General features: G+C 71.7%; 27 protein-coding genes and 1 pseudogene. 18 read left to right on the top strand and 10 right to left on the bottom strand.

What is annotated here, in order from left to right; all coding sequences use genetic code 11:
* Positions 1-134 precede the first annotated feature (134 nt).
* Complete coding sequence (locus MMF94_RS24900; RefSeq protein ID WP_241039583.1) at positions 135-479, top strand: Rieske (2Fe-2S) protein; 345 nt, start codon at positions 135-137, stop codon at positions 477-479.
* 117 nt (positions 480-596) lie between these two features.
* A complete protein-coding gene (locus MMF94_RS24895; RefSeq protein ID WP_241039582.1) occupies positions 597-2045 on the top strand; it encodes an APC family permease in 1449 nt (482 codons plus the stop codon).
* Positions 2046-2074: 29 nt separating this feature from the next.
* Here MMF94_RS24895 and MMF94_RS24890 read toward each other — a convergent pair whose 3' ends face one another.
* Both MMF94_RS24890 and MMF94_RS24885 read right to left on the bottom strand, forming a co-directional pair.
* Positions 2075-2260: a DUF1918 domain-containing protein gene (locus MMF94_RS24890; protein WP_241039581.1), complete on the bottom strand. Its 186-nt coding sequence runs from the start codon at positions 2258-2260 to the stop codon at positions 2075-2077.
* Positions 2261-2348: 88 nt separating this feature from the next.
* Entirely contained in the window at positions 2349-3020 is a 672-nt protein-coding gene (locus tag MMF94_RS24885) for a universal stress protein (protein WP_241039580.1), read from the bottom strand.
* 295 nt (positions 3021-3315) lie between these two features.
* On the opposite strand from MMF94_RS24885, the gene MMF94_RS24880 reads away from it, so the two are divergent.
* The 5 genes from MMF94_RS24880 to MMF94_RS24860 all read left to right on the top strand — a co-directional run bounded on the left by MMF94_RS24880 (position 3316) and on the right by MMF94_RS24860 (position 7896).
* On the top strand, positions 3316-4335 hold the full coding sequence (locus tag MMF94_RS24880; RefSeq protein WP_241039579.1) for a polysaccharide deacetylase family protein: 1020 nt from the start codon (positions 3316-3318) through the stop codon (positions 4333-4335).
* Positions 4332-5639 carry an MFS transporter gene (locus MMF94_RS24875; protein ID WP_241039578.1) on the top strand — a complete coding sequence of 436 codons (1308 nt, stop codon included), beginning with the start codon at positions 4332-4334 and terminating at the stop codon, positions 5637-5639. The genes MMF94_RS24880 and MMF94_RS24875 overlap by 4 nt, the downstream gene beginning before the upstream one ends.
* Before the next feature lie 46 nt (positions 5640-5685).
* Positions 5686-6099 carry a ketopantoate reductase family protein gene (locus MMF94_RS24870; RefSeq protein ID WP_241039577.1) on the top strand — a complete coding sequence of 138 codons (414 nt, stop codon included), beginning with the start codon at positions 5686-5688 and terminating at the stop codon, positions 6097-6099.
* A complete protein-coding gene (locus MMF94_RS24865; RefSeq protein ID WP_241039576.1) occupies positions 6096-7277 on the top strand; it encodes a M20/M25/M40 family metallo-hydrolase in 1182 nt (393 codons plus the stop codon). The genes MMF94_RS24870 and MMF94_RS24865 overlap by 4 nt, the downstream gene beginning before the upstream one ends.
* A 277-nt stretch (positions 7278-7554) precedes the next feature.
* The gene (locus MMF94_RS24860) at positions 7555-7896 is read left to right on the top strand and encodes a hypothetical protein (RefSeq protein WP_241039575.1); all 342 of its coding nucleotides are present in this window, start codon (positions 7555-7557) and stop codon (positions 7894-7896) included.
* Between the two features lie 20 nt (positions 7897-7916).
* Here MMF94_RS24860 and pdxR read toward each other — a convergent pair whose 3' ends face one another.
* From pdxR to MMF94_RS24845, 3 genes are all read right to left on the bottom strand, one after another.
* Positions 7917-9329 carry a MocR-like pyridoxine biosynthesis transcription factor PdxR gene (gene pdxR, locus MMF94_RS24855; RefSeq protein WP_241039574.1) on the bottom strand — a complete coding sequence of 471 codons (1413 nt, stop codon included), beginning with the start codon at positions 9327-9329 and terminating at the stop codon, positions 7917-7919.
* Between the two features lie 445 nt (positions 9330-9774).
* Positions 9775-11265, bottom strand: coding sequence for a carboxyl transferase domain-containing protein (locus MMF94_RS24850; RefSeq protein ID WP_241039573.1), 1491 nt, complete (start codon positions 11263-11265; stop codon positions 9775-9777).
* Between the two features lie 5 nt (positions 11266-11270).
* A complete protein-coding gene (locus tag MMF94_RS24845; RefSeq protein ID WP_241039572.1) occupies positions 11271-12473 on the bottom strand; it encodes a CaiB/BaiF CoA transferase family protein in 1203 nt (400 codons plus the stop codon).
* A gap of 137 nt (positions 12474-12610) precedes the next feature.
* Here MMF94_RS24845 and MMF94_RS24840 point away from each other — a divergent pair, with 137 nt between their 5' ends.
* The 6 genes and pseudogenes from MMF94_RS24840 to MMF94_RS43600 all read left to right on the top strand — a co-directional run.
* The gene (locus MMF94_RS24840) at positions 12611-13324 is read left to right on the top strand and encodes a FadR/GntR family transcriptional regulator (protein WP_241039571.1); all 714 of its coding nucleotides are present in this window, start codon (positions 12611-12613) and stop codon (positions 13322-13324) included.
* A 79-nt stretch (positions 13325-13403) separates the two neighbouring features.
* Positions 13404-13862 (top strand): DUF5709 domain-containing protein, encoded by a 459-nt coding sequence (locus MMF94_RS24835; RefSeq protein ID WP_241039570.1) that lies wholly within the window; start codon positions 13404-13406, stop codon positions 13860-13862.
* A 74-nt stretch (positions 13863-13936) separates the two neighbouring features.
* Entirely contained in the window at positions 13937-14878 is a 942-nt protein-coding gene (locus tag MMF94_RS24830) for a LysR family transcriptional regulator (protein WP_241039569.1), read from the top strand.
* Positions 14879-14962: 84 nt separating this feature from the next.
* On the top strand, positions 14963-16255 hold the full coding sequence (locus MMF94_RS24825) for an FAD-dependent oxidoreductase (protein ID WP_241039568.1): 1293 nt from the start codon (positions 14963-14965) through the stop codon (positions 16253-16255).
* Positions 16256-16313: 58 nt separating this feature from the next.
* Positions 16314-17660 carry an MFS transporter gene (locus MMF94_RS24820; RefSeq protein ID WP_241039567.1) on the top strand — a complete coding sequence of 449 codons (1347 nt, stop codon included), beginning with the start codon at positions 16314-16316 and terminating at the stop codon, positions 17658-17660.
* Positions 17657-17728 (top strand): annotated as a pseudogene (locus MMF94_RS43600) (hypothetical protein); the annotation flags it as partial. The gene MMF94_RS24820 and the pseudogene MMF94_RS43600, both read left to right, overlap by 4 nt.
* 11 nt (positions 17729-17739) lie before the next feature.
* Here MMF94_RS43600 and MMF94_RS24810 read toward each other — a convergent pair.
* Positions 17740-17961: a hypothetical protein gene (locus tag MMF94_RS24810; RefSeq protein WP_241039605.1), complete on the bottom strand. Its 222-nt coding sequence runs from the start codon at positions 17959-17961 to the stop codon at positions 17740-17742.
* A gap of 72 nt (positions 17962-18033) precedes the next feature.
* Between MMF94_RS24810 and MMF94_RS24805 the strand changes: the two genes are divergently transcribed.
* Both MMF94_RS24805 and MMF94_RS24800 read left to right on the top strand, forming a co-directional pair.
* The gene (locus tag MMF94_RS24805) at positions 18034-18441 is read left to right on the top strand and encodes an aconitase X (RefSeq protein WP_241039566.1); all 408 of its coding nucleotides are present in this window, start codon (positions 18034-18036) and stop codon (positions 18439-18441) included.
* Positions 18438-18884, top strand: coding sequence for an aconitase X swivel domain-containing protein (locus MMF94_RS24800; RefSeq protein ID WP_241039565.1), 447 nt, complete (start codon positions 18438-18440; stop codon positions 18882-18884). Before MMF94_RS24805 ends, MMF94_RS24800 begins: the two co-directional genes overlap by 4 nt.
* Before the next feature lie 30 nt (positions 18885-18914).
* Here the strand turns inward: MMF94_RS24800 and MMF94_RS24795 are convergent, their stop codons facing one another.
* A complete protein-coding gene (locus tag MMF94_RS24795) occupies positions 18915-19505 on the bottom strand; it encodes a TetR/AcrR family transcriptional regulator (RefSeq protein WP_241039564.1) in 591 nt (196 codons plus the stop codon).
* A 78-nt stretch (positions 19506-19583) separates the two neighbouring features.
* Here MMF94_RS24795 and MMF94_RS24790 point away from each other — a divergent pair, with 78 nt between their 5' ends.
* Positions 19584-20321, top strand: coding sequence for an SDR family NAD(P)-dependent oxidoreductase (locus MMF94_RS24790; protein ID WP_241039563.1), 738 nt, complete (start codon positions 19584-19586; stop codon positions 20319-20321).
* Between the two features lie 28 nt (positions 20322-20349).
* On the opposite strand, the gene MMF94_RS24785 is transcribed toward MMF94_RS24790, so the two are convergent.
* The 3 genes from MMF94_RS24785 to MMF94_RS24775 are packed head-to-tail and all read right to left on the bottom strand — an operon-like array spanning position 20350 to position 22679.
* Positions 20350-20616 carry a non-oxidative hydroxyarylic acid decarboxylases subunit D gene (locus MMF94_RS24785; protein ID WP_241039562.1) on the bottom strand — a complete coding sequence of 89 codons (267 nt, stop codon included), beginning with the start codon at positions 20614-20616 and terminating at the stop codon, positions 20350-20352.
* Positions 20617-20652: 36 nt separating this feature from the next.
* The gene (locus tag MMF94_RS24780; RefSeq protein WP_241039561.1) at positions 20653-22077 is read right to left on the bottom strand and encodes a non-oxidative hydroxyarylic acid decarboxylases subunit C; all 1425 of its coding nucleotides are present in this window, start codon (positions 22075-22077) and stop codon (positions 20653-20655) included.
* An 11-nt stretch (positions 22078-22088) separates the two neighbouring features.
* A complete protein-coding gene (locus MMF94_RS24775) occupies positions 22089-22679 on the bottom strand; it encodes a non-oxidative hydroxyarylic acid decarboxylases subunit B (protein ID WP_277398815.1) in 591 nt (196 codons plus the stop codon).
* A 251-nt stretch (positions 22680-22930) separates the two neighbouring features.
* Between MMF94_RS24775 and MMF94_RS24770 the strand changes: the two genes are divergently transcribed.
* On the top strand, positions 22931-23755 hold the full coding sequence (locus tag MMF94_RS24770; protein WP_241039560.1) for a helix-turn-helix domain-containing protein: 825 nt from the start codon (positions 22931-22933) through the stop codon (positions 23753-23755).
* A 166-nt stretch (positions 23756-23921) separates the two neighbouring features.
* Positions 23922-24401 carry a MarR family winged helix-turn-helix transcriptional regulator gene (locus tag MMF94_RS24765; RefSeq protein WP_241039559.1) on the top strand — a complete coding sequence of 160 codons (480 nt, stop codon included), beginning with the start codon at positions 23922-23924 and terminating at the stop codon, positions 24399-24401.
* The last annotated feature ends 78 nt before the right edge of the window (positions 24402-24479 follow it).

The raw sequence follows: 24479 nt of genomic DNA, 5'->3' as shown, positions 1-24479 counted from the left end.
GGATCCGGGTAAGACGACCTCGTTGTTTCCTCGGCGCTAGCGGCGCCGGACTCGTCCAGCGCCCCACCGGGTAACCCGGCAGCGGGAACGGACCGGCGCACCGGCAGCCGGACCGATGAGTCTGGAGGCGTTCTGTGGCTTCCCCCGACGACGTGCCGCCGCCCGACGCGGGAACGTGGACCCAGGCGGCCCGCGAGGGCGAGCTGTGGGAGGGAGGCATGTTCGGCGTCGCCCTCGAGGGAACCGAGGTCCTGCTGATCAAGCTCGACGGAGAGGTGCGGGCCTATGACAACCGCTGCCCGCACCAGCGGACGCCGCTGGACCGGGGCTGGATCGAGGACGGCACGCTGACCTGCTCGGGTCACATGTGGGAGTTCGACGTGCTGAGCGGCAAGGGCGTCGTGCCGCGCGACTGCGCACTCGTCTCCTACCCGGTCAGGATCGAGGACGGGACGATCTGGGTGGCCGTGCCCGGTTGAGGCCGCCACAGCCGCGCCTGGGGGGCTCCGCTGCGTCCGGACGGGCGACGTCTGCGCATGTTCGGTGACATCGGACCGGTCGTGACCGACCATCTTCTGATCAACCGAGGAGGCGCCATGGCGCAGAGGTCGATCTCCGGTACCCGGCTCCGTCGCGAGCTGAGCGTGTGGGAGGCGATCGGCCTCTCGTTGGCGCTGATGGCGCCGTCCATGGCCGCCAACATCAACCCCCAGGGCACCGCGGGCACGGTGGGCCGTGCCGTGCCGCTCGCCTTCGCGCTGGCCACCGTCGGGGTGCTGCTCATCGCGTACACGTTCGTGCGGCTCAGCCAGCGTTTCAACCACGCCGGCAGCGTCTACGGATTCGTCGGGGCGACGCTGGGCCCGCGCGCCGGCGTGGTGGCCGGCTGGTCGCTGCTCGGCACCTACATCTTCTACGGCGTCGTGACGTCCACGGCGGCCGGGATCTTCGGCGCCGCCGCCCTGGACACGTTGGGCATCTGGTCGAACCAGCCCTCGTGGGCAGGCTTCGCCGTCGGTGCCGTCGCCCTGCTCGGGGTGCTGGCGCTCGCCGTGGCGCCCGTGCGCGGGGGCACGCGGGTGCTGCTGACGATCGAGGTGGCCACCGTGGCACTGATCCTCGTGGTCTCCGTGATCATCCTCGCCCGGCTGGCCACGGGCACGGCGCCGGGCGGGCGGGGCGTCGACTTCTCGGTGTTCACGGTGGCGCCCGGCACCGAGGTCTCGGCGGTGTTCCTCGGCGTCGTCTTCGGATTCCTGTCCTTCGCCGGTTTCGAGGCCGCCGCGACCCTGGGCGAGGAGGCCAAGGACCCACGCCGGAGCATCCCGCGCGCGATCCTCGGCACGGCGATCTTCGGCGGGATCTACTTCGTGTTCGTCACGGCCGTGGAGGTGATGGGCTTCGGCACCGACGACGCGGGTGTCGCCGCCTTCATCGCGTCGTCGTCACTGCTGGGAGACCTCGGGTCCCAGTACGTGGCCGCCTGGGTCGGAGACCTCATCACGGTGGGCGCGGCGGTCAGCGCGTTCGGGTGCGCGCTGGCCTGCGCCGTGGGCGCCGCCCGCATGCTCTTCGCCCTCTCCCGCGACGGCATCGGCCCCGCTGCGTTCGCGGAGATCTCCCCGGCGCGCGCCACCCCCACCCGGGCGACGGCCGCGGTCGTCGCCGTGATGTACGTGATCATCGCCATCACGTGGTTCGTGCTGGGTGGGGAACCGTTCGCTCTGTTCGTGGCCTCCGGGACGATCGGCACGCTGATCCTGCTGGTCGTGTACGCGCTGGCGACGGTCGGTGCGGCCCGCCTGCTGTTCTTCTCCGGACGGCGCGAGGTAGCCGTGTGGGAGGTGGTCGTACCGGCGCTCGCCCTGGTGCTGATCGGCTACACGCTCTTCCGCAACGTGGCGCCGTACCCGGAGGGCGCCGCGGGCGTGTACCCGCTCGTGTCGGCCGCCTGGATCCTGGTCGGCGTCGTCGCGGTGCTGGTGCTGCCGGGTGCCGCCCGCCGGGCAGGGCAGCGGCTCACCGCGAACGAGGGCCTGGGCTGAGACCACGCCCCCAGGGATCGGCTCCGGCGTCAGGCGCGGGGGAGCACCCGCGCGTCCGGGCCGGGGAAGTAGACGGACTCGTGGCCGTCCTGCCAGCGGACCCGGTAGTGCTCCCGCTCGCCCTGGCCGATCACCTCGATCACCTCGCCCCGTCGGCGCGGCGTGTCCAGAGTGGCGGTTTCGATGACGATCTGGTCACCGGTGCAGCAGCGCATGGCTCGTCCTCCTCCGCTCCTCGCGTGTCAAGTCTGGAGCCGTGCCCGGTTGCCGACAAGGCCTGCCGGGGCCACCGTGTGGCGGAAATCAGGAGTAGATGTCCGGAAGGAACTCCGGCCGGGGCGCCCGTGGGGTGAGCAGCACCGAGCACGGGGCGTGGTGGAGAGCGCTGTGGGCGACGAGACCGAGCGGGCCGGGCGGGAACGTGCGTGGGCCGCCGATGACGAGGAGGTCGGCGTCGAGCCCTTCACCGACCATCTCGTACGGGCGGACCCGCAGCAGCAGCGGCACCACGGTGAGGTCCGGCGCGCTCGCCTGCGCGGCCGCGACGGAGGTGGCGAGCAGCCGGTCCGCGTGGTCGAGCGCGGCGTCGAGCCCGACGCTGCGCTCCGCGAACGACGTGGGCACGCCGTGGGCCACGACCAGGTCGGCGTGCCTGTGCAGGGCTGCCGTCGCGGCGGCGGCCAGCACCGGCCCGTCGTCGGGGAGGGCCTGCACCGCGGCGACCACCTGCGGCCGCCCGGAGCGTGGCGGTGACACCGCTCCGGACACGACGAGGACCGAACTGTCGTGGCGGGCGGCGGCCGACGCGATCTCGGCGATGGTGCCGACACGCTGCGCCGCGGCCGTGAAGTCGTCGGGGGAGGCGGCGGGCAACTCGTGGCGGCGCAGCCACCGTCCGGACCGCCGGCACCAGTCCACCACCCAGTCGGGTGCACCTTCGCTGTCGCAGACCACGACGACACCGCCGCGTTCCACCGGATCAGGGCGTCGGATCGAGAGTGTCGTGCCATGGACGGTCACCACCCCGACCCAACTCCGGAGGATGGCGCCGGTCCAGTACATGATGGTGGGAAATCCCCTGGCCGGGCTGGTGACCGGCCGCAGCGCCGGACGCCGTTCGGGCGGGCCGATCGGGTGAACCCGAGCGGTGCGGCCACGTTGTGCCCAGCGGCGCGACCGCGGGGTGTGACGGCCGGCCTTCCGGAGCGTCCCGGGTGGGTGGGTTACGGGCGGCCAGGTCGTCGTGTCATTCACCTCGGACAGGTGAGGTGTGCGGGCCGGCGGGATCGGCGTGCCGGTCGTGGTCGGCGCAGCGTTCGCGGACCGCGCGAGCAGCCTGTCCGACGTGTGGATCGCCAGTAGGGTGATCAGGATGGGTGGCCCCATCGAGCTTCAGCCGTGGCAATGGGACGAGCCGACCTGGCGCGGACACGTCGAGCGTGTGCGCGCCGGAGACCGGTTGGTGCCGGACAGCTGGCCGGGGGGTGCCACGGTCGCGGTGGCGATCTCCTTCGACCCCGACCACGAGACGATCCCGCTGCGCGATGCCGAGACGCGTCCGGGGAAGCTGTCACAGGGCGAGTACGGCGCCCGGGTCGCGGTTCCGAAGGTGCTCGCGCTGCTCGCCGAGTTCGGCGTCCCGGCCAGCTTCTTCATGCCCGCGGTGTCCGCTCTGCTGCACCCCGACGAGGTCACGGCCTACGTCGCCGGTGGCCACGAGGTGGCTGTGCACGGCTGGATCCACGAGCGCAACATGCTGCTGGAGGGCGCCGACGAGCTCGACCTCACGGGCCGCGCGATCGAGGTGCTGGAGCGGCTCAGCGGCGTGCGCCCGGTCGGCATCCGCACCCCGAGCTGGGATTTCTCCGACCACACCCTCGCGATCATCGAGCAGCTCGGGCTGCGCTACGACTCGTCGCTGATGGCCGACGACGAGCCCTACGAGCTCGTGGCCGCCGGTCGGCCCACCGGGATCGTGGAGATCCCGGTCGAATGGATCCGCGACGACGCGCCCTATCTGATGATGGAGCGCTACTCCTCGCTCCGGCCCTACACCCCGCCGCGTGCTCTGCTGGAGATCTGGCGCGACGAGTTCGACGCCGCGTACGCCGAGGGCGGGCTCTTCCAGCTCACCCTGCACCCGCACGTCATCGGCCACCGTTCCCGGCTGGTGGTCCTGCGCGAGCTGCTCGCGCACATCGCGGGACACTCCGGGGTCTGGTTCGCCACGCATGCCCAGCTGGCCGAGGTGGCTCGCACGCTGCTCAGGCCGGGGCCGGAGCGGCCGTGAGTGAGGTGGTGGCGTCGGCGGAGGCCGCGTCCGGCACCCGGCTCACCCGCGCTCAGCGCAAGGCGATCGCCGGTTCGATCGGCAACACCGTCGAGTGGGTCGACTGGGCGGTCTACGGCACGCTCGCGCCGATCTTCGCGTCCCAGTTCTTCCCGAGCGGCAACCCCACCGCCGCCCTCCTCTCGACGCTCGCGGTGTTCGCCGTCGGGTTCGTCATGCGGCCGATCGGCGGTGCCCTGCTCGGCGCCTACGCCGACCGGCACGGCCGCAAGAAGGGCCTCACGCTGACGATCGGGCTGATGGCGGGCGCGGGTTTCGTGATCGCGATCTGCCCCACCTACGAGGCGATCGGGATCGCCGCGCCGGTGGTGTTGCTGCTGGCCCGGCTCGTGCAGGGCTTCTCAGCGGGTGGGGAGTTCGGATCGTCCTCGTCGTTCCTCGTGGAATCGGCCGCGCCCCGCAGACGGGCATTCGCGGGCTCGTGGCAGCAGGTGTCGGTGGGCGCGGGCGCGCTGATCGCCTCGCTCATGGGGTTCGTGCTCACGTCGGTGCTCAGCGACGCCGCGATGCAAGCCTGGGGCTGGCGGATCGCCTTCGGAATCGGGGGAGTGCTCGGGCTGGTGGGGCTCTGGCTTCGGGTCACCGTCGAGGAGACCGAGAGCTTCCGGCGTGCCAGCGACGAGGGCCGGACCCGGCAGCGCAACCCGATCGTCGGGATGCTCACCGACCACCCGGCCGCCGCACTGCGCGTCATCGGCATCACGATCGCCGGCACGCTCACGTACTACGTGTGGATCAGCTACATGCCCGGCTACGCCAACGCTGCCGTCGGCATCCCGCTGTCGGAGGCACTGCTCGCCAACACGATCGCGATCGCGTACTTCCTGTGCCTGCTGCCGTTCGTCGCGCTGCTGTCGGACCGCTACGGGCGCAAGCCCACGCTGCTGGCCTTCGCGATCGGCTTCGTCGTGCTCGCCTACCCGGCGTTCCGGCTGCTGGAGGTCGGCGGCTTCTGGCCGTTGCTGGTGGTCGAACTGGTCGGCGTCACGTTCCTGGCCGGCTACTCGGCCAACTGCGCCGTGGTGATGGCCGAGCAGTTCCCCGCCGAGGTGCGCAGCACGGGCATCGGGCTGCCGTACGCGCTCGCCGTGGCCGTCTTCGGCGGCACCGCCCCGTACATCACCACGTGGATGAGCGCGAGCGGGCTGCGCGGCTGGGTCTGGCTGTACGTGGCCGTCGCCGCGCTGATCGGCGTGGTCGTCTACGCGACGATGCCCGAGACGAAGGGCCGGGAGCTCACGTGAGGCACGGCCGTCGACCGTTCCGCGGGCTCGAGAGGAGCTGTCGGCAGTGGGCTATGTGATCGTGGGGGCCGGCGCCATCGGTGGCACCCTCGGGCATCACCTCGCGCGTGCCGGGCACGAGGTCACCGTCGTCGATGCCGAGCACGTGCGCAGCATCCGCGAGCGGGGGATCGTGGTGCGCCGCGGTGACGAGCACGCGGCGGCGGACGCCGCGACCGACGCGCTGGTGGCGTGGCTGCGCACTCAGACGAAGGACCGCAGTGGCATCTGGCGTGACATCGCGGTACGCCGCAGGCCCACCGAGGTATCCACGCACTACGGACCGGTGCTCCATCGGGCCGCGCAGCTCGGGATCGCCGTCCCCGGCCTCGAGCGGCTGGTGGCGCAGATCGAGGAACTGGAGGGCGGAGCACCGATGACCGAACAGCGGATCGACGACCTTGCGGGAGCCCTGCGATGACCGTGCCAACGCCCGCCGCCCTCGACGGGGTCGACGTCGCGGCGCTCCACGGCCTGCTGGCCGGCCATCGCGAGGATCTCGTCGCCGACCTCGTAGCCTACGCCGAGCAGGAGACCCCGAGCGACGACGTCGCGCTGCTCGCGGCCGGGCTCGCGCACCTCGAGTCCTGGTTGGGCGAGCGGATCGGGGCACCGCGCTCGCGAGCCCTGCACCGGTCGGACGAGTACGGCGATGTCCTCGAGCTCGAGTACGACGGCACGGGCGACCAGCTCCTCACCTTCCTCGCGCACTACGACACGGTCTGGAGCGCGGGCACCCTCGCCGAGTGGCCCGTGCGGATCGACGGCGACCGGATCGGCGGGCCGGGCGTGTTCGACATGAAGGCCGGGCTGGTCCAGGCCGTCTGGGCGGTCCGGGCGCTGCGCGAGGCCGGGCTGCCGCACCCGCCGCTGCGCCTGCTGCTCAACGGCGACGAGGAGATCGGCAGCCCGTTCTCGCGGCCGCTGATCGAGAAGGCCGCCGTGGACGCCGCTGCCGTGCTGGTGTTCGAGGCGAGCGCGGACGGCGCGCTGAAGACATCGCGCAAGGGCGTGGGCCTGTTCGACGTGCACGTGCGGGGTGTCGAGGCGCACGCCGGGCTCGACCCGACGGCGGGGGCGAGCGCGATCGACGAGATCGCCCGCATCGTGCGCACCCTGCACGCGGCCACCGACCTCGCGGAGGGCACCACCGTGAACGTCGGGGTGCTCCACGGCGGCACCCGCCGCAACGTCATGGCCGCAGCCGCCACGGCCGGCGTCGACGTGCGGGTCGCCAGGCTGTCGGCGCAGGACAGGATCGACGAGCTGCTGGGGTCGCTCCGGCCGCACGACCCGCGGGCCGAGGTGACCGTGCAGGGCGGGTGGAACCGGCCGGTGATGGAACGCAGCCCGGGGGTCGCTGCCATGTACGCGCTGGCCCACCGGGCAGGCGAGCAGCTGGGCGTCGACCTGCGGGAGACCTCGGTGGGCGGGGCGAGCGACGGCAACTTCGTCGCGGCCATGGGCCGCCCCGTGCTCGACGGCCTCGGCGCCGTCGGCGACGGTGCCCACGCGCGCCACGAGCACGTCAGCATCGCCGGCATGGTCGAGCGGGCGGCGGTGGCGGCCGGGGTGATCAGCGCCTTCGCCCACCGGTGACGGCATGACCGGCGATTCACGACATCGAACGGTCGAACGCGGGCGTGAGATCGGCACTGTTGGCGAGCGTGCGGGAGCGAGCGCTGGAGCCGGCCGCGGTCTCCGCGGACCGGGCGGAGGAGCTGATCGGCGCCGTGCGCGCTGATCGCGACCGGTCCTGATGGGTGCATCCTCGACGGACATCTCCGAGATCGACACCACCCATCCGGACGCCCTCGGCGACCCCTGATCGGGCGTCGGCCGGTTCCCGGGGGTCGCCGAGGGGGTACGCGGCGCCATGAGCGACCCCGTTGAGCACGACCTCGAGCTCACGACCAGCGCGTTGCGGTCCGGCCCGCTGGCGCTCGGCATCGCAGGCGGGCTCGTGGAGATACAGCGCTGGCAGGACCGGATCGACGGCACCGGCGCCGCCGCGCTGGAGGAGATCGGGGCGGCGCTGGCCGAGCTGCGCGGCGAGTTGGAGAGTGACGCGCCGGACCCCGCTGTCCTCGCCGATCTGATGCGCCGCCTCGGTGAGCGCACCCTCGTCGTGGCCGAGGACCAGCCCGAGGGCAACGTGCGTTCCCGGCTCGAGGAGCTCGGCCACCTGCTGCAGCAGGGCGCGGCCGAGGCCGGCTGAGCCGGGGCGCACGTGACGTGTCAGGTGTGGTCGGCCAGCACCCGGCACAACGCGTCGAGCGCCGGGCCGTACGCGTGGTCGGACGGGGCTGCGTAACCGACGACGAGACCGTCGGTCGGGGCCACGGTGGCGTCCGGGTGGCGGAACGCCGCCAAGCCGTCGAGGGCGATTCCTGCCGCGGTGGCGCTCTCGACGAGCGTCTGCTCCGTGCCCGGAGGTAGCCGCAACGCGACGTGCAGGCCCGCGGCGATGCCGGTGGGCTGCAGGTGCCGCTCCGCGACGGCCGTGACCAGCTGGTCGCGGCGGCGGCGGTAGCGCTGCCGCATCCGGCGGATGTGGCGGTCGTAGGCCCCCGAGGAGATGAAGTGCGCGAGCGTGAGCTGGGCCAGGACGTTCGCCCATCCCTCGCGCTCACCCTTGGCAGCGAGGACGGGATCCACGAGCTGGTCGGGCAGCGCCATCCAGCCCAGGCGCAGGGCGGGGGACAGGCTCGTGCTCACCGATCCGACGTAGACGACGTGGTCCGGGTCGAGGCCCTGCAGTGCCCCGACCGGCTGGCGGTCGTAGCGGAACTCGCCGTCGTAGTCGTCCTCCACGAGCATGCCGCCGCGGGACCGGGCCCAGTCGAGCACGGCGGGCCGCCGGGCCGGTGCCAGCGGGCCACCGGTGGGGAACTGGTGCGCCGGCGTGAGCAGGACGGCCCGCACCTGGTCGTGGCGGGCGAGCTCATCGATCCGCGCACCGTTCTCGTCGAGGGTCAGCGGGACGGTGCGCACCGAGGCCGCGGCCAGCAGCGCGCGGTGGTACGCGAGCCCGTAGGACTCCACGGCCAGCGGGCCGCTCAGCACCCCGTCGAACAACAGGCGCAGCGCGTGGGAGAAGCCCGAGCACACCACGAGCCGTTCCGGCGTGGTGCGTACACCCCGCGCGCGGGCGAGGTACTCGGCCAGGGCCTCTCGAAGCTCGATGCGACCGCGTGGGTCACCGGGACCGAAGGCGTCGTTCGGTGCGTCCATCAGTGCCCGTCGCGCCGAGGCCAGCCAGGCCCGGCGCGGGAACGAGGACGCGTCCGGCTGCCCCTGTTCGAGGTTGTGCAACGGAAGCGCCCGTACCGTCCGGGCGGGCGGGTGGACCGGAGGCGGTCCGACTGCCTGGGCGCGGTGCGCAACCTGGGTGCCCGCCCCCTGGCGGGCGGTGAGCCAGCCCTCCGCCACGAGTTCGGCGTAGGCATCGGCGACGGTGTTGCGGGCCAGGCCGAGTTCGGCCGCGACGGCGCGGTACGGCGGAAGGCGTGTTCCCGGAGCCAGCCGGCCCGAACGAACGGCCTCCCGGAGAGCCCGGATGAGTGCCGCACGCCGGCTCCCCGGCCTGGCCAGCTCCACATGCACCGCCGCGCCGAGCTCTTCGGCAAGATTGACCCACGAATTCCCCACAGAATTGCACCTACAAAAGGTCGATTCATCCCCCACGTTTATGACATGACGAACGCCAAGCCATTTCGGTTCAATGCCGAGAGGTCGGCTGTCGGTGCTGAGGGCTGCGCGGGACGGTGAGCGTGCTCCGAGTGGCGGGCCCGGGTGGTCTCGGGAGAGCATCGCGGCGCCGTCACCGGCGAGGGGGCAACAGTGTCCGCTCCCGCGCGCCGCTGCCGGGTCCGAACGCTCGTGACGCTGGTCGTCGTCGCCGTCGCTGTGCTCGCGGGGTGTGGGGCCGGGCCCGGATCGGGCATGAATGCGCACTCTGTTCGGTTCCCGTACCGAGCGGCGCCGTGCCGACGAATGCCGCCGGCCGAGGTTCGTTCACCTCTGCCACCCGCATTGGGCGTTCGAGGAGTTCGACATGACTGAGCTTGAAGAACCCAGCTTGTCCTGAGTCATGTCAGCTCGGCAGCCCAAGCCGCCGCAGGCGGTCCGCCCGGGCCGTGAGGCGGGCGTCATCGGTCCGGCGCAGCCGGTGCAGCTCGTACTCGATCGCGGCGGCGATCCGCCCGCTGAACGCGCCGGGCTCGACCGTGGCGTCGGGGTGTTCGGGGACGACGATGTCGACGGCGCCCGCACGATGGAGGTCACCGGCCCGGACGCCCTGCAGCTCCGCCACCTCGGGAGCGCGGTCGGGATCGCCGTGCAGGATCGCGGCGGCGCCCTCCGGGGGCAACGGGGAGAGCCACGCGTTGCCTGCGGCGAGCACCCGGTCGGCAGGCAGCAGGGCCAGCGCCGCGCCGCCGGTGCCCTGCCCCAGCAGCAGCGACACCGTGGGCACCGGCAGGGCGATGAGATCGGCGAGGCAGCGGGCGATCTCGCCGGCGAGACCGCCCTCCTCTGCTTCCGGGTGCAGAGCTGCCCCGGGGGTGTCGATCATCGTGACGAGCGGCAGCCGCAGCTCGGTGGCGAGCCGCATTCCGCGGCGGGCGACACGCAGGTCGGCAGGCCCCAGCGGGGTGCGGGCCTGGGCGCGGCGGTCCTGCCCGATCAGCACGCAGGGCTGCGTGCCGAACCGGGCGAGGGCGAGCAGCAGCCCGTCGCTCGCCTCGCCTTCGCCGGTGCCGGCCAGCGCGACGTGGTCGACCGCGGCGAGCCGCAGCACGTCGTGCACGCCCGGGCGTTCGGGCCTGCGGGTGGCGGTGATCGCCTGCCAGGCCGGGGGGTCGGATACCACCGGCCCCTGCGAGGGGACGGGGGCCGGTGGCGATCCGGGCTGGGGAGGGTCCAGTAATGAGAGGACGTGCGCGGTGACTCCGGCGAGGTCGCCGATCGGCAGCACCGCGTCGACGAGCCCGTGGGCGTGCAGGTTCTCCGCGGTCTGCACGCCGGACGGGAACGACTCCCCGTGCAGCGCGGCGTAGACCTTGGGACCGAGGAAGCCGATCAGCGCGCCCGGTTCGGCGAGCGTGATGTGGCCGAGCGAGCCCCACGACGCGAACACGCCGCCGGTCGTGGGGTGGCGGAGGTGGACCAGGTAGGGCAGGCCTGCCGCCTTGTGAGCGGTCACGGCGGCGGTGATGGCGGCCATGCGCAGGAACGCGAGGGTGCCTTCCTGCATGCGGGTGCCACCGGACGCGGTGACGGCGAGCAGCGGGAGCCGTTCGGCGGTGGCCCGCTCGACGGCCCGGACGATCCGGTCCGAGGCGGCCACGCCGATGGAGCCACCGAGGAAGGCGAACTCGCTGCACACCACGGCGACCCGCCGCCCGTCGACGCGGCCCTCGCCGGTGATCACGGACTCATCCGTGCCGCTGCGGGCCGCCGCGGCGGCCAGGTCGGCGCGGTAGTGCGGATCGGCAGGCACGGCGATCGGCGCCGAGTCCCAGCTGCCGAACGACCCGGCGTCGAACATGGCGGCGATCACGGCGCCCGCCCCGGTCGAGGTCATGACAGTCACTGTGCCGCCCCCTCGGCCGGAGTGGGCCGGTCGAGCCCGAGCTCGGCGCGCAGTGCGGGGCCGTGCTGGTCGAGGGTCGGCGGGGCGCTGTGGTTCCTGCGGGGCCGTTCCCGGTCCTCGCCGTCGAAGAACCGCAGCGGCGGACCGGGCAAGGTGAGCCTGCCGAGCGTGGCGTGCTCGACGTCGACCAGCAGGCCCTGGCCGGCAGTCTGCTCCCACGCGTAGACCTCGTCGATCGTGCGGAGCCGTCCTGCGGGCACGCCTGCCCGGGAAAGGCGCACGAGCAGGGTGTCGGGCTCGTCGCAGGCGAAGGCGTCCTCGACGACCGTGCGGACCAGGTCGGGGTGGCGGACGCGCTCCTCGTTGGTCCGCAGCCCGTCGGCAGCCGGGTCGAGCGCGAACTCCGTGCACAACCTGCGCCAGAGGCCCTCGCTGCCGCACGAGATCTGGACCGCGCCCCCTTTACAGCGGAAGAGGCCGTAGGGGGAGATCGACGGGTGGTGGTTGCCGCGGGCACTGCCCACCTCACCGGCGACGGTCCAGGCCGTGCCCTGGAACCCGTGGACTCCGACGACGGCCGCGAGCAGCGACGTGCGCACCACGGTGCCCACACCGGTGCGGTCGCGCTCGCGCAACGCGGCGAGCACCCCGTAGGCCCCGTACATGCCCGCGAGGATGTCGGCGATCGGCACCCCGACGCGCTGAGGGTCGTCGGGACCCGACCCGGTGACGGACATCAGCCCGGCCTCGCCCTGCGCGATCTGGTCGTAGCCTGCGCGGCCGCCCTCGGGCCCGTCGTGGCCGAATCCGGAGATCGACAGGACGACCAGCCGTGGGTTGAGCCGGTGCAGCTCGGGGACTCCGAAGCCGAGGCGGTCCAGCACGCCGGTGCGGAAGTTCTCCACCAGCACGTCGGCCCGGCGGACGAGGGAGGTGAGCGCGGCGTGCCCCTCGCCGGACTTGAGGTCGAGCGCCACCGACTCCTTGTTGCGGTTGGCCGAGAGGAAGTAGGTCGACTCGACGCCGTGCTCGGCATCGCCGACGAAGGGCGGCCCCCAGCCGCGGGTGTCGTCGCCGCGGTCCGGCGCCTCGATCTTGATGACGCGGGCGCCCAGGTCACCCAGCATCATCGTCGCGTGCGGGCCCGCGAGGGCCCGGCTGAGGTCGACGACGAGGAGGCCGTCGAGGGGGGCGGACATGCGGTGCACCTTCCGTCGATGCGGAACTTCCGGCCGGTCACGCCGAGAGCGCGGCGCTCGAACCCTGGAGTGGCATAGTGGCCTAGCCAATGAGAGGACTATAGTCCCGGCGACCTGTACGTGGAGGTGTGATTCCCGTGTCCGCTGCGCCGAAGCGCGCTCCCCGGCCCCTGCGGCCCGTCAACCGGCCCCGTCTCTACGAGCAGTTGGTGGAGCGCCTGCTCGACCACATCCAGGTCGAAGGCCTGACGGCGGGCGACCGGCTGCCCCCGGAGCGGGAGCTCGCGTCGCAGCTCGGGGTGAGCCGGGCTTCGGTGAGCCAGGCCCTCATCGCGCTCGAGGTGCAGGGCATCATCGACGTCCGCCACGGCGACGGCGCAGTGATCCTCGACGTGCCGCCGCAGCAGCAGGTGCTCGCCGCCCTGGACGCGCGGCGCAACCAGCTCCGCGAGGTGATCGAGGCCCGGGAGGCGCTGGAGGTGCAGCTCGCCGCGCTGGCGGCGAAGCGGCGGACGGAGGAGGACCTCGCCGCGATCGACGACGCGCTCGACGGGATGGCCCGCGAGATCTCGCGTGGTGGTCGCGGGGTCACCGGCGACGGGCGCTTCCACGCCGCCGTCACCGCCGCGGCACATTCCGGCCTCCTCGCGGACCTCATGACGAAGATCGCGGAGCTGGTCCGCGAGAGCCGCATCGAGTCGCTCTCCCAGCCCGGCCGCCCCGAGCAGTCGCTGGCCGGGCACCGCAAGGTGGCCGAGGCGATCCGTTCGGGCGACGCCGGCGCCGCGGCGGCCGCGATGGGCGAGCACATCGCGGCGGTGTCGGACGTGGCCCTGCTGCGCAAGAGCTGACACGCGACGGCACCCCCCGCCCGGCGAGCGCCACGACCTGGCAGGCTGGGGTCGTCGACGAGCGACCAGGAGGGGTGACGTGAGCAGCGACGACGACCGCACCGACGGCTACGACAACGACTCCGGGCTCCTCGAGCCCGAGGACAGCCTCGACTACCGCGGGGTGGAGGACGTCCTCGACGAGGGCTACTCGCCTCCCGAGCGGCCGCTCGGACTCGACGAGTGGGGCACCACGCCGCGTGAGGAGCACGACGGCGAGACCCTCGACCACCTGCTCGCCCGCGAGGTGCCCGAGCGCGAGGACCCCCCGTGGGACGGGCTGGGCGACAGCTCCGACACCGACGGAGAGTTGCTCGACGACGAGGTCGGCGACGTCCGCTCGGGGCGGCTCGTGGCCTCCGACGACGGCGGCCTGTCCGACTTCGACGAGGAGCTCTTCGCGGAGGACGCCGGGATCGACGGGGGCGCCGCGTCGGCGGAGGAGGCGGCGGTGCACATCGTCAGCGACCGGGATCGCGTCTTCGACGACGAGCGCTGACGACCGCGAACCGACCACGCACCACGGGCCACCGTCGCGCGTCCACGGACCGGATGCGGGTTATCGTCCGAAGTGTGGCGAGGCCCCCCTCTGCCCGACTGGCGAACCTGGATCTGAACCTGCTGGTCGCGCTGCGCGAGCTGATCCGCGAGCGAAACGTCACCCGCGCCGCGGCCCGGATCGGCGTCTCCCAGCCCGCGGCGAGCGCGGCACTCTCCCGGCTGCGCCGCCACTTCGACGACGAGCTGCTCGCCCGCGGCCGGGGCGGGTACGTGCTCACGCCGCTGGCGATGCAGCTCGCCGACCAGGTCGAGGCGGTGTGCGCCGCCGCCGAGCGGCTCTTCGCCACCGGCACGTCCTTCGACCCGGGATCCACCCGTCGCGAGTTCACGCTTCTCATGGCCGACTACACCGTCGCGGTGCTGGGCAGGCGGCTGGCGGCCGAGCTGGCCACCCGCGCTCCTGGCGTCGATCTGCATGTGCGGCTGGTGCGCGAGCACTTCTCGACGGACGCCGCCACGATCGTCCGGCTCGTCGACGGCATGATCGCGCCGCCGGTGCGCGGCTTCGACCTGCCGGGCGTGCGTTCGGTCGAGCTGTTCACCGACCGCTGGGTGTGCGTCGTCGACGCGGCCAACCCGCACGTGGGGCACACCCTGAGCCTCGACCAGCTCGCCGCGATGCGCTGGGTGGCCCCCTTCCAGCCCGACCGCGGCTTCCCGGGTGCCGCGCCCATGAGCCGGCAGCTGACCCGCTTCGGCATCCAGCCGCGGATCCGCGTGCGGGTGGAGAGCTACCAGGCGGTGCCGTACTTCGTGGCCGGCACCGACCACGTGGCGCTGCTGCAGGAGCGGCTCGCCGGGCAGGTGGCGCAGCGCCTCGGCCTGCGGGTGCTGCCCTGCCCGGGGGAGCCCGAGCCGATCGTGGAGAAGTTCTGGTGGCACGCGGACCTCGATGGTGACCCGGCCCACCGCTGGTTCCGCGAGGCGCTCGTCGCGCTGGCGGCGAAGCCCTGACCTAGGCCTATAGGTCCGATTGATGGTCCGGCAGGCTGAATCTCTATTTCCGGCGCCCGTCGCCTGCTGCCTAGCGTGTGATCCATGCCGCACGCGCTGACCGACCTGAAGGTCCGGACCGTCACCAAGCCCGCCGGGTCCGTCGGGCACGACGTCGACGCGGACGTCTGCGTCATCGGCGCGGGTATCGCGGGGCTCTCCGCTGCCGTCGAGTCGGCCCGGCTGGGGCGGCGTGTGGTGCTCGTCGACGCGCTGCCCGTGCTCGGCGGCCAGATGGTCAACTCGCTGATCGGGCTGTTCTGCGGCGTGTTCGGCAACGCACCGGAGCACCGCAGGCTCACCCACGGGATCTTCGACGACATCTTCCGGGACCTGGAGGCCACCGGCGACCTCTACTACCGCCGCCACCACACCACCGTCGTGGGGTACGACGAGGTGGCGCTCGGGCGCTGGGTGGAGAACACGGTGGCGGAGCTGGGCATCACCGTCATCACCGGCGCGGTGCTGGCCGGCGTCACCCGGGACGACGAGCGCATCCGGGCCGTCCGGCTCGGCACCCGGTACGGCACGGTCGAGGTCACGGCCACCGGGTTCGTCGACGCGAGCGGTGATGCCTCGCTGGCCTGGGAAGCCGGGCTGCCGTGCCGGCTGCCCGAACGGGAGATCTACGGCTCGCAGCAGCTCGTCGTCGAGAACCTGGACGAAGGCCAGCGGCCCGACCCGCAGGACCTGGCCGCCCGTGTCTCGGAGAAGGCCGAGCAGTACGGGCTGCTGCGCCGCGACGGGCTCGCCTTCTTCTTCCCCGGCCGCGGCATCGCGGTGCTCAACATGACCCACATCGAGGCGCCGCTGGACCCGATGGGCGCGTCACGGGCCCAGCTGCAGGGCAAGGTGCAGGCCGACCGGGCCGTGGAGCTCCTGCGCGCCGAGTACCCGGAGGTGTTCGGCAAGGCCCGGGTGCGCGCCTACGGCTTCCCGGGCAGGCGGCAGACCCGCTGGGTGCAGGCCGTGCACCAGCTGACGCTCGAGGAGGTGCGGGCGGGCACGCGCTTCCCCGACGCGGTCGCGCGCACGGCGTGGCCGATCGAGCTGCACGACAGCCCACAGGGCTACGTGTGGGAGACGTTCGGCCCCGACCACGTCCACTACGTGCCACTGCGCTCGATGACGCCGCCCGGCGTGCACAACCTGGTCGTCGCGGGCCGTTGCGTCGACGGGGACGCCGCCGCGCTCTCGAGCATCCGCGTGATGGGCCCCTGCGCGGCGATGGGCGCCGGAGCGGCCCACGCACTGGCGCTCTCAGGCGTCCACGGCAGCGTCCACGAGGTCGACCACGCCGAGCTCGCCGGCCGGCTGTCCCACAACCTCGACGGCTGACCCGAGGCACTTCCCGTCCCCGACGGGTTCGCTCCCACCACATTCCAGGAGGCCGGCGATGACGCTGTCCGAAGCCCATCGCACCACCATCACGGAGGCTGACGAACGGAGATCCGCCCGCGGCGGCGCGTTCTCGATGTTCGTCGACAGCTTCGATGTCTACCTGCCCGCGCTGGTGCTGCCGGCGGCGATGGCCTACTTCATGCCGGCAGGCCTACCGGCGGAGATCCGCGCGACGATCACCACCCTGCTCTTCACGGTCGGGCTCCTGGGCCGTCCGATCGGCAGCGTGCTGCTGGGCAACCTGTCCGACCGGATCGGGCGCAAGCGCGTCACGATGATCAGCGGCTGGGCGTTCACGATCCTCACGCTGCTCATGGGGCTGATGCCCGGCTACGCGCAGTGGGGTTACGGCGCGATCGTCGTGTTCGCCGTGCTGCGACTGGTGGGCGGCATCTTCCTGGCAGGCGGCTACGCGGCGCCCATCCCGCTGGCGCTGGAGCAGGCCCAGGTGTCGCGGCGGGGCCGCGTCGGAGGCCTCATCGCCATCGGGGCACCGGCGGCACTGCTCGTCATGAACGCCCTGCTGCTCGGGGTGCTCGACGGGGTGCCGGAGGAGGGCTTCCTGACGTGGGGCTGGCGGATCCCGTTCTTCCTCGGGTTCCTGCTCGGCCTGGTGTACCTGTGGCACTACCGCAAGGTCGTCGAGGACGAGTCGGTGTACGAGGAGCGCCGGAGCACGGCCCGGCGCCAGCCCGTGGCCGAGCTGTTCATCGAACACCGCGCCCTGATCACCAGTGTTTTCCTGTTCACCTGCGGCTACTGGTTCGCGACGCAGATGTCGGTGTCCTTCCTCCCCACGCTGCTCGTGCAGGTGCTGGGCCGCAGCGCGCAGCTGAGCACCACGCTGGAGATCGTCTCCTCGGTCGTGACCATCGGCATGATCGTGCTGCTCGCCGCGATCGGGCAGCGGATCGGGCGCCGCGCGCTGCTCATGCGCTGGGCGCTCGTGATGACCGTCGTCGTCGCCGGGGCGTTCCTGCTGCTCGCCGTCACCGGCCGCGCGGGTGCGCCGGACTGGGTGGTGGGGCTGCTCTACGTGATCGCCAAGGTGATCCCCTCGGCGCCGCTCGGGGTGATCCTGGTCTACCTCAACGAGCGGTTCCCGGCGTCGGTGCGAGCCAGCGGCTACGGCATCGGCTACATGTTCGGCCTGGTGCTGCCGGGGCTGTACAGCTTCTGGCTGCTCGGGCTCAGCGCGATCATGCCCTACGAGTACGGGCCGATCGTGCTGATCGTCGGGGGCGGGTTGCTGATGTTCGCCGCGGTGCGCAGCGGCCCGGAGACGAACCCCGTGGCGTCCCCGGCCGCTGTGTCGTCGGCCGCGAAGGAGGCCACCGGATGATCCTCACCGACGAGGAGAAGGCCATGCGCGACGGCGCGGAGGGCCGGGCCGTCGCGGCGGCGATGGACCTGCTGATCCGCTACGGCGAGGCGCTGGACGCCGAGCGGCTCTGCGACACGCGCAACGTGGCAGGAACGACCACCCAGCCCTCGCCCGCCAAGGCACGACTGGTGGCCGAAGGCGGCTGGAACAAGGCGTTCGCGGTGATCAACCTCGACTGCGACGAGCCGCTCGAGATCCCGGACATGAAGGTGCCGACCTGCCAGCTGCAGCACGGCTTCGGGCCGGACTCGGTGGGCACGGTGCCCTACCCCAAGGAGTTCGTGGAGCTGCAGACCGACGCCGAGTCGTTCTACGGGCGGAGCGCCGCGCGATGTACGAGACGCTCAACGACCAGGGCTCGTCCACGGACGTCGACTTCGTGCTGCTCGGCTGCCCGCACGCCTCGATCGACCAGATCAGGGCGGCGGCCCGGGCGCTCGACGGGAAGCGGCTGCACTCCGGGACGCAGCTGTGGATCATGGCTCCCCGCGCGCTCAAGGACGTGGCCGACCGCAGCGGTTACACCGCCGTGATCGAGGCGGCCGGCGGGAAGATCCTCGCCGACTCCTGCCCGGCCATGTCCCGCACCGCGCCCGCCGGCACGAAGGTCTTCGCCACCGACTCGGCGAAACAGGCGCACTACCTGCCCGCGATCCTCGGCATCGAGGCCTGGTTCGGGACGCTCGACGACTGCGTGGACGCCGCCGTCACCGGGCGCTGGAGGGGAGAGCTGCGATGACGCAGGAGACGTCGGACCAGCACACGCGCGCTCCGTTCGTGCTGCGTGGACGCACGGTCGTGCCGGGTGTGGTGGAGGGGGAGGCGCTGGTCTCGCACGAGACGATCTCCGGCTGGGGCGGGATCGACCCCGCCACCGGCACCATCGTCGAGCGCCGCCACGAGCTCCACGGCGTCTGCTTCACGGGCAAGATCCTGGTCTTCCCGGGAGCCAAGGGCTCCTCGGGCTGGTCCGGGTTCTTCCAGACCACCCGCCTGCTCGGCACGGCGCCGATCGGGATGATCTTCACGGTGACCACCACCAAGGCCGCGCTGGGCGCGGTGGTCACGCGCGTCCCGGCGATGACGGACCTGGACCGGGACCCGGTCACGGTGATCCGCACCGGCGACCACGTCCGGATCGACGCCGGACGCGGCATCGTCGAGGTGACGCCCGCGTCCTGACGACGAGCGGCGCGTCACCCGCCCCCGGGATCAACCGCCTGGCGGGGGAGCCGCGCGTAGCCCGGCCAGAGCGAGTGCGAGGACCCGCTTGCGTTGGGCGTCGTCGACGTACTCGACGGCGCTGATGCCGGAGATCATGCGCAGGACGTCGTCGATCGACGGCTCCGGGGACGCGACGCCGGCTCGTTGCGCGCGTTCGAGCAGGGGACCACCGGCGTCGCGCATCGCCTTGCGGCACGCCTGGAAGCTGTCGGTGGTGCGATTGAGTGCGTCGGCGAAGGCGAGCTTGGTGCCGATGTAGTCGACGAAGCGGCGCAGCCACGTGACGAGTGCGTCCCACGGCTCGAGGTCGTCGAGCCGGGCTGCCGCGCGGCAGAGCGCTTCGACCTCGTCGCGGTGGACCTCCTCCACGAGGTCCTCGCGGGTGGGGAAGTTGCGGTACAGGGTGGCGATGCTCACCCCGGACCGCCGCGCGATGTCCTCGAGCGAGGCGTGCGCGCCGTTCTCTGCGAACGAGTCCCGGGCGGCCGTGAGGAGGGCGTCGAAGTTGCGGCGGGCGTCCGCTCGCTTCGGGCGTCGTGACGGCAGGACGGGCTCCATCTCACCTTCCAGGATTGACAAGCGTAGGAACCCTACGGTTAAAGTCGAGGGGCACTCTCAGTTCGGAGTCTACGTCTCATACCCAAAGGAACGGGGAGCATGTCGACCGAAACGATCGCCCTGGTCACCGGCGCCAACAAGGGCGTGGGCCTGGCCACGGCCCGTCAGCTGGCCGAGCGTGGCCTCACCGTGCTCCTCGGGAGCCGGGATGCCGAGCGCGGCGCCCGGGCGGCCGCGGAGCTCGCCGCAGCCGGGGTAGTGGTGCGGCCCGTGGAGATCGACGTCAGTGACGACGGGTCGGTCGACAGGGCGGCCGAGTTCGTCGGCCGTGAGTACGGGCGCCTCGACGTCCTGGTGAACAACGCCGGGGCTCTCGTCCGCAAGCAGGCGACCGCGGTGTCGGCCGATGACATGCGTCTGGAGTTCGAGACGAACGTGTTCGGGATGGTCAGGGTCGTGCACGCGATGATGCCGCTGCTGCGCAAGTCCCCGGCGGCGCGGGTCGTCAACGTCTCCAGCGATTCCGCCATGTTCGCCAAGGCCACAGAGCAGGGTTCGATGTTCGCCCGCTCCCACGAGTCGTTCGCCTACTCCGCGACGAAAGCCGCGGTGAACATGCTGACCGTCAAGTACGCCAACGCGTTCCTCGACGATCCGGAGCTGGCGCATGTGAAGATCAACGCGGTGACACCGGGCTTCGTCGCCACCGATCTGAACGGTTTTCGTGGCGTGCGCAGCACGGACGAGGGCGCCCGCGCATCGGTGTACTGGGCCACTGTCGGCGACGACGGTGAGACCGGCGGATTCTTCGACGACAACGGCCGGGTGCCCTGGTGAGACGGCGGGACCTCGGCAAGCAGTCGCGCTAACCCGTACAGGACAAGCCCTGGTCGACGGTGCTTCGCAACGGCGCGACGGTGGGCATCGCGGGCGCGGTCTCGATGTCCTCGGCGGTCATCCTGAAAGCCTCGGGGTACGCGTCGCGCCGGGTGCGGCGGGCCGGTTCGCTCGTGCGCCACATGTAGAGGCACTGCCGGCACTGCAGGACGTCCCAGGCGCCGGCGACGGGTGAGGAGAACACCGTCTCGACGGTCTCGTGTGCGCAGCGCGGGCAGATCATGGTGTCGGCCATGGCGGTATTTCCTTCCGTGAAGGCGGGTCGGTGAGATCAGTGGCGAGCGGCCAGCTGTTGCAGCTTGGTGACCCACGTGCCCATCTCCGGCAGGTCACTGACCTGGGCGCTGTAGTGGCCGCGGACGTCAGGGGCGATCGGCGCGGTGGCGTCGATGATGAGCTTGTCGATGACGCCGGGCGTCCTGGCAGCCGGGTCCAGTGCCACCACGGACAGGTTGGGGATCCGGATCAGGTCGTCGGCCGGGTTCATCCGGACGGACAGCGCCCACATCACCTGGGGCAGGTCGAAGGGGTTGACGTCCTCGTCCACCACGATCACGGTGGCGGCGTACCCGAGGCCGTGCGGGGTGGTCAGCACGCGCATGCCGACGGCCTTGGCGAAGCCGCCGTAGCGCTTCTTCGTGGAGACGATGACCACGAGGCCGTGGGTGTACATCGCGTTCACGGCCTGTACTTCGGGGAAGTCGGCCTTGAGCTGCTCGTACAGGGGCACGCAGGTGTTGGCGGCCATCAGGTAGTCGATCTCGGTCCACGGCATGCCGAGGTAGAGGTGCTCGAAGACGGGATGCGTGCGATACGAGATCTTGTCGATGCGGATGACGGGCATCCTCCGGCCACCGGAGTAGTGGCCCGTGAACTCGCCGAACGGGCCCTCGATCTCGCGCTTGCGGCCCTCGATGACACCCTCGATGACAACCTCGGATCCCCACGGCACCGGCAACCCGGTGAGCGGAGCCGCTGTGACCGGGGCGGGCGCGCCACGCAAGGCGCCGGCCAGGCCGTACTCGTTCTCGTCGTACCTCAAGGGCGTGGAGGCGACGATGGAGATCACCGGGTCGTTGCCGATGGTGATGGCGACGGGCAGGTCCTCACCCCTCTCCTCGGCCTTGCGCAGGTGCTGGGCGATGTCGTGCATCGGCACGGGCTGCAGGGACAGCCTCGCCTTGCCCATGACCTGGACGCGGTAGATGCCGACGTTCTGCCTGGCGCTGTCGTCCGGGTCGTCGGGGTCCTTCGAGACGATTGCCGCCTTGTCGATGTAGAAACCGCCGTCGCCGTCGTTGAGCCGGACCAGCGGGAGCACCGCGAAGATGTCGACGTCGTCGCCCTCCATGGTGTTCTCGGCCCACGGCGGGTTCTCGCGCCACTCGGGCTCCACCGGGAAGTCCGCCCAGCGCCGGGTGAACTCCTCGATCTGCTCCCTGGTGCCGGTCTCCTTGGGCAGGCCCAGCGCCAGCGCGTGGTTGGCCCACGAGCCGTGAACGTTCATCGCGATCTTCGCGTCGGTGAAGCCGGTGATGTTGTCGAAGAGAAGGGCGGGAGCCGCCTCGCCCAGGCGCGGGGCGGCGTTCGCGGCGGCGGCGATGTCCGGCTCCGGCATCACCTGCTCGGTGATCCGCAGGAGCTGGCCCTCCTTGTCGAGGGCGTCGAGGAAGCTTCGTAGGTCGTCGTAGGCCATGAGGGGTCCTTTCAGGCGATCGGACGGAGTGTGCGAGCGGGCCGGATGCCCTCCCACCGCTTGGCGGCGGGCGCGGGCAGATCGAACTGGTCGAGGATCCGGGCGGTGATGTGGTCGACGATGTCGTCCACCGACCGGGGGTGGTTGTAGAACGCCGGCATCGGTGGCAGCAGCTGTGCGCCCTGTCGGCTGAGCGCGAGCATGTTCTCCAGGTGGATCTCACTCAGCGGGGTCTCGCGCGGGACGAGCACGAGCTTGCGCCGCTCCTTGAGGACCACGTCGGCGGCGCGCGCCACCAGCCCGTCGGCGTATCCGGCGCGAATCCCAGCCAGCGTCTTCATCGAGCAGGGCACGATCACCATGCCGTCCGTCCTGAAGGAGCCCGAGGAGATGGCTGCGCCCTGGTCCTCGGGTCGGTACGTGGCGTCGGCGAGCGCGCTGACCTCGGCGACGCTGCGACCGGTCTCCAGCTCGATCGTTGCCCGGGCCCAGCGGCTGACCACCAGGTGGGTCTCCACCTCCGGTATCTCGGCGAGGTTCTCCAGCAGCCGGACGCCGAACACGGCGCCCGTCGCGCCTGTCATGCCCACGATCAGTCGCATGATTCATGACCCCCTCGGTTCGTCTCGGATGAGGCGTCCAGGCAGATGACGCGGACAGTTTCGGTCATCTCTCCGTCGCGGCGGACCGTGGTCGCGGCGATCTGTGCGCGCCGTGGCCGTTTCCGTCGCTCTTGACGCTAGAAGTCGGCCGGGCGTCGGAGGTCGTAGGCTGGAGACAGATCATGGACAGAAACGGACACACTGATGTCACGAAAGTCCCTTATCGGACTTCCGCGGGCGCCCCGCCGGGTGTGGAGGTTCTCGACTTCACCGGCCTGGCCGAGCGCGCCCGTGGCCATGACGTCGACCCGTACGCCCCCAAGCGGCTGGCCTTCCACGAGCTCATCACGGTGCGGTCGGGCACCCTGTGCTGCTCCGTGGACTTCACCGAGCACGAGCTGACCGAGGGTGCCTGGATGTGGGTGCGTCCCGGCCAGATCTATCAGCTCTGCTCGCACCTGCACGCGGCCGAGGGTGCGGTCGTGCTCTTCGAGCCCGGGTTCCTGAGCCGCGCCACCGTGGACATCGCCCGCGTCGACCAGCCGGCCCGGCAGCAGCCACTGCTCCCCACGGGCGCCGAGCAGGACAAGGTCCGGCGCGTGCTGGACCTGCTGGAGAGCGAGTTCCGCGACCTGGCGGACCTGCCCCTGGAGTCCCACATCGAGGTCGTCCGCCATCTGCTCGCCGTCCTCGTGCTGCGCCTGGCTCACGTTCAGGGCGTCCAGGCCGGGGACGGCGCGAGCGGCAACGAGGCGTTCCGCCGCTTCCAGCAGGCGGTGGAGCGAGACTTCTCGCGAACTCATCGGGTGGCGGACTACGCGCGGGGCTTGGGCTACAGCGTCCGCACCCTCACCCGCGCCACGCGGACGGCCACGGGGCGCGGCGCCAAGAGCTTCATCGACGACCGGGTCCTTCTCGAGGCCAAGCGTCAGCTCGTGCACACCGATGCCGCCGCCAGCGCGATCGGCGAGCGACTCGGTTTTCCCGACGCCGTCGTGTTCACCAAGTTCTTCCGGCAGCGCGCCGGCGAGACCCCGACCGCCTTCCGCAACCGCGCCAGGGGTGCGCCGACATAAAGTCTGGTTTCCCCATTCGTGCCGAGATCGGCCGGAAGCGGGGCAACATCCACACTCGGCCATAGTGTCGTCAGACCGGCGTACCGTCCATTCGCGACTTATCCACTAAACTTCCCGCGATGGGTGGCTGTGTTCGGCCCCTGAGTGGAGCCTGAGGAGGCATCGGATGGTCGCCCGGGCCGAACGGAACAGCGCCGACGCCCACATCCACACCGACCCCGACCTCGGGGTCCTGGCCGGGCGCCTGCTGTTCGCCGTGCAGAACGAACTCTTCTCGACGCTGGCGGCGAACGGCTTCGCCGACCTGCATCCCCGCCACGGCGCGGTGCTGGCCTACATCGAGGCAGCCGGTGTCCGGGCGACGGAGCTGGCACGGCTCTCCGGCCAGCACAAGCAAGTGATCGGCACGGTGATCGACGAGCTGGAGGCGCTCGGCTACGTCGAGCGCAAGCCCGATCCCGGCGACCGCAGGGCCAAACTGGTCTGCCCCACGGAGCGTGGGCTGGAGCAGATGCGGACCGCCGAGACGATCATGACGTCGATCCAGGAGCGGCACGCGCGCCGTCTCGGACACGACACGTTCACGCGGTTCAAGGAAGCACTGATCGACGTCACCGAGCATCAGCGCCGGCATCAGGCTCGTTAGCGCGGTGGTCGATTCTCCGGCACATTCGGGTTGATCAACCCGTGTGACCTTCTTGAGTGTGAAAAACGGTCGTTGATG

The sequence above is a fragment of the Pseudonocardia alaniniphila genome (assembly GCF_022524485.1).
GTDB lineage: Bacteria > Actinomycetota > Actinomycetes > Mycobacteriales > Pseudonocardiaceae > Pseudonocardia > Pseudonocardia alaniniphila.
Note: the sequence above shows the minus strand (reverse complement) of the source record. Positions and strands in the feature narration are given on the sequence as shown.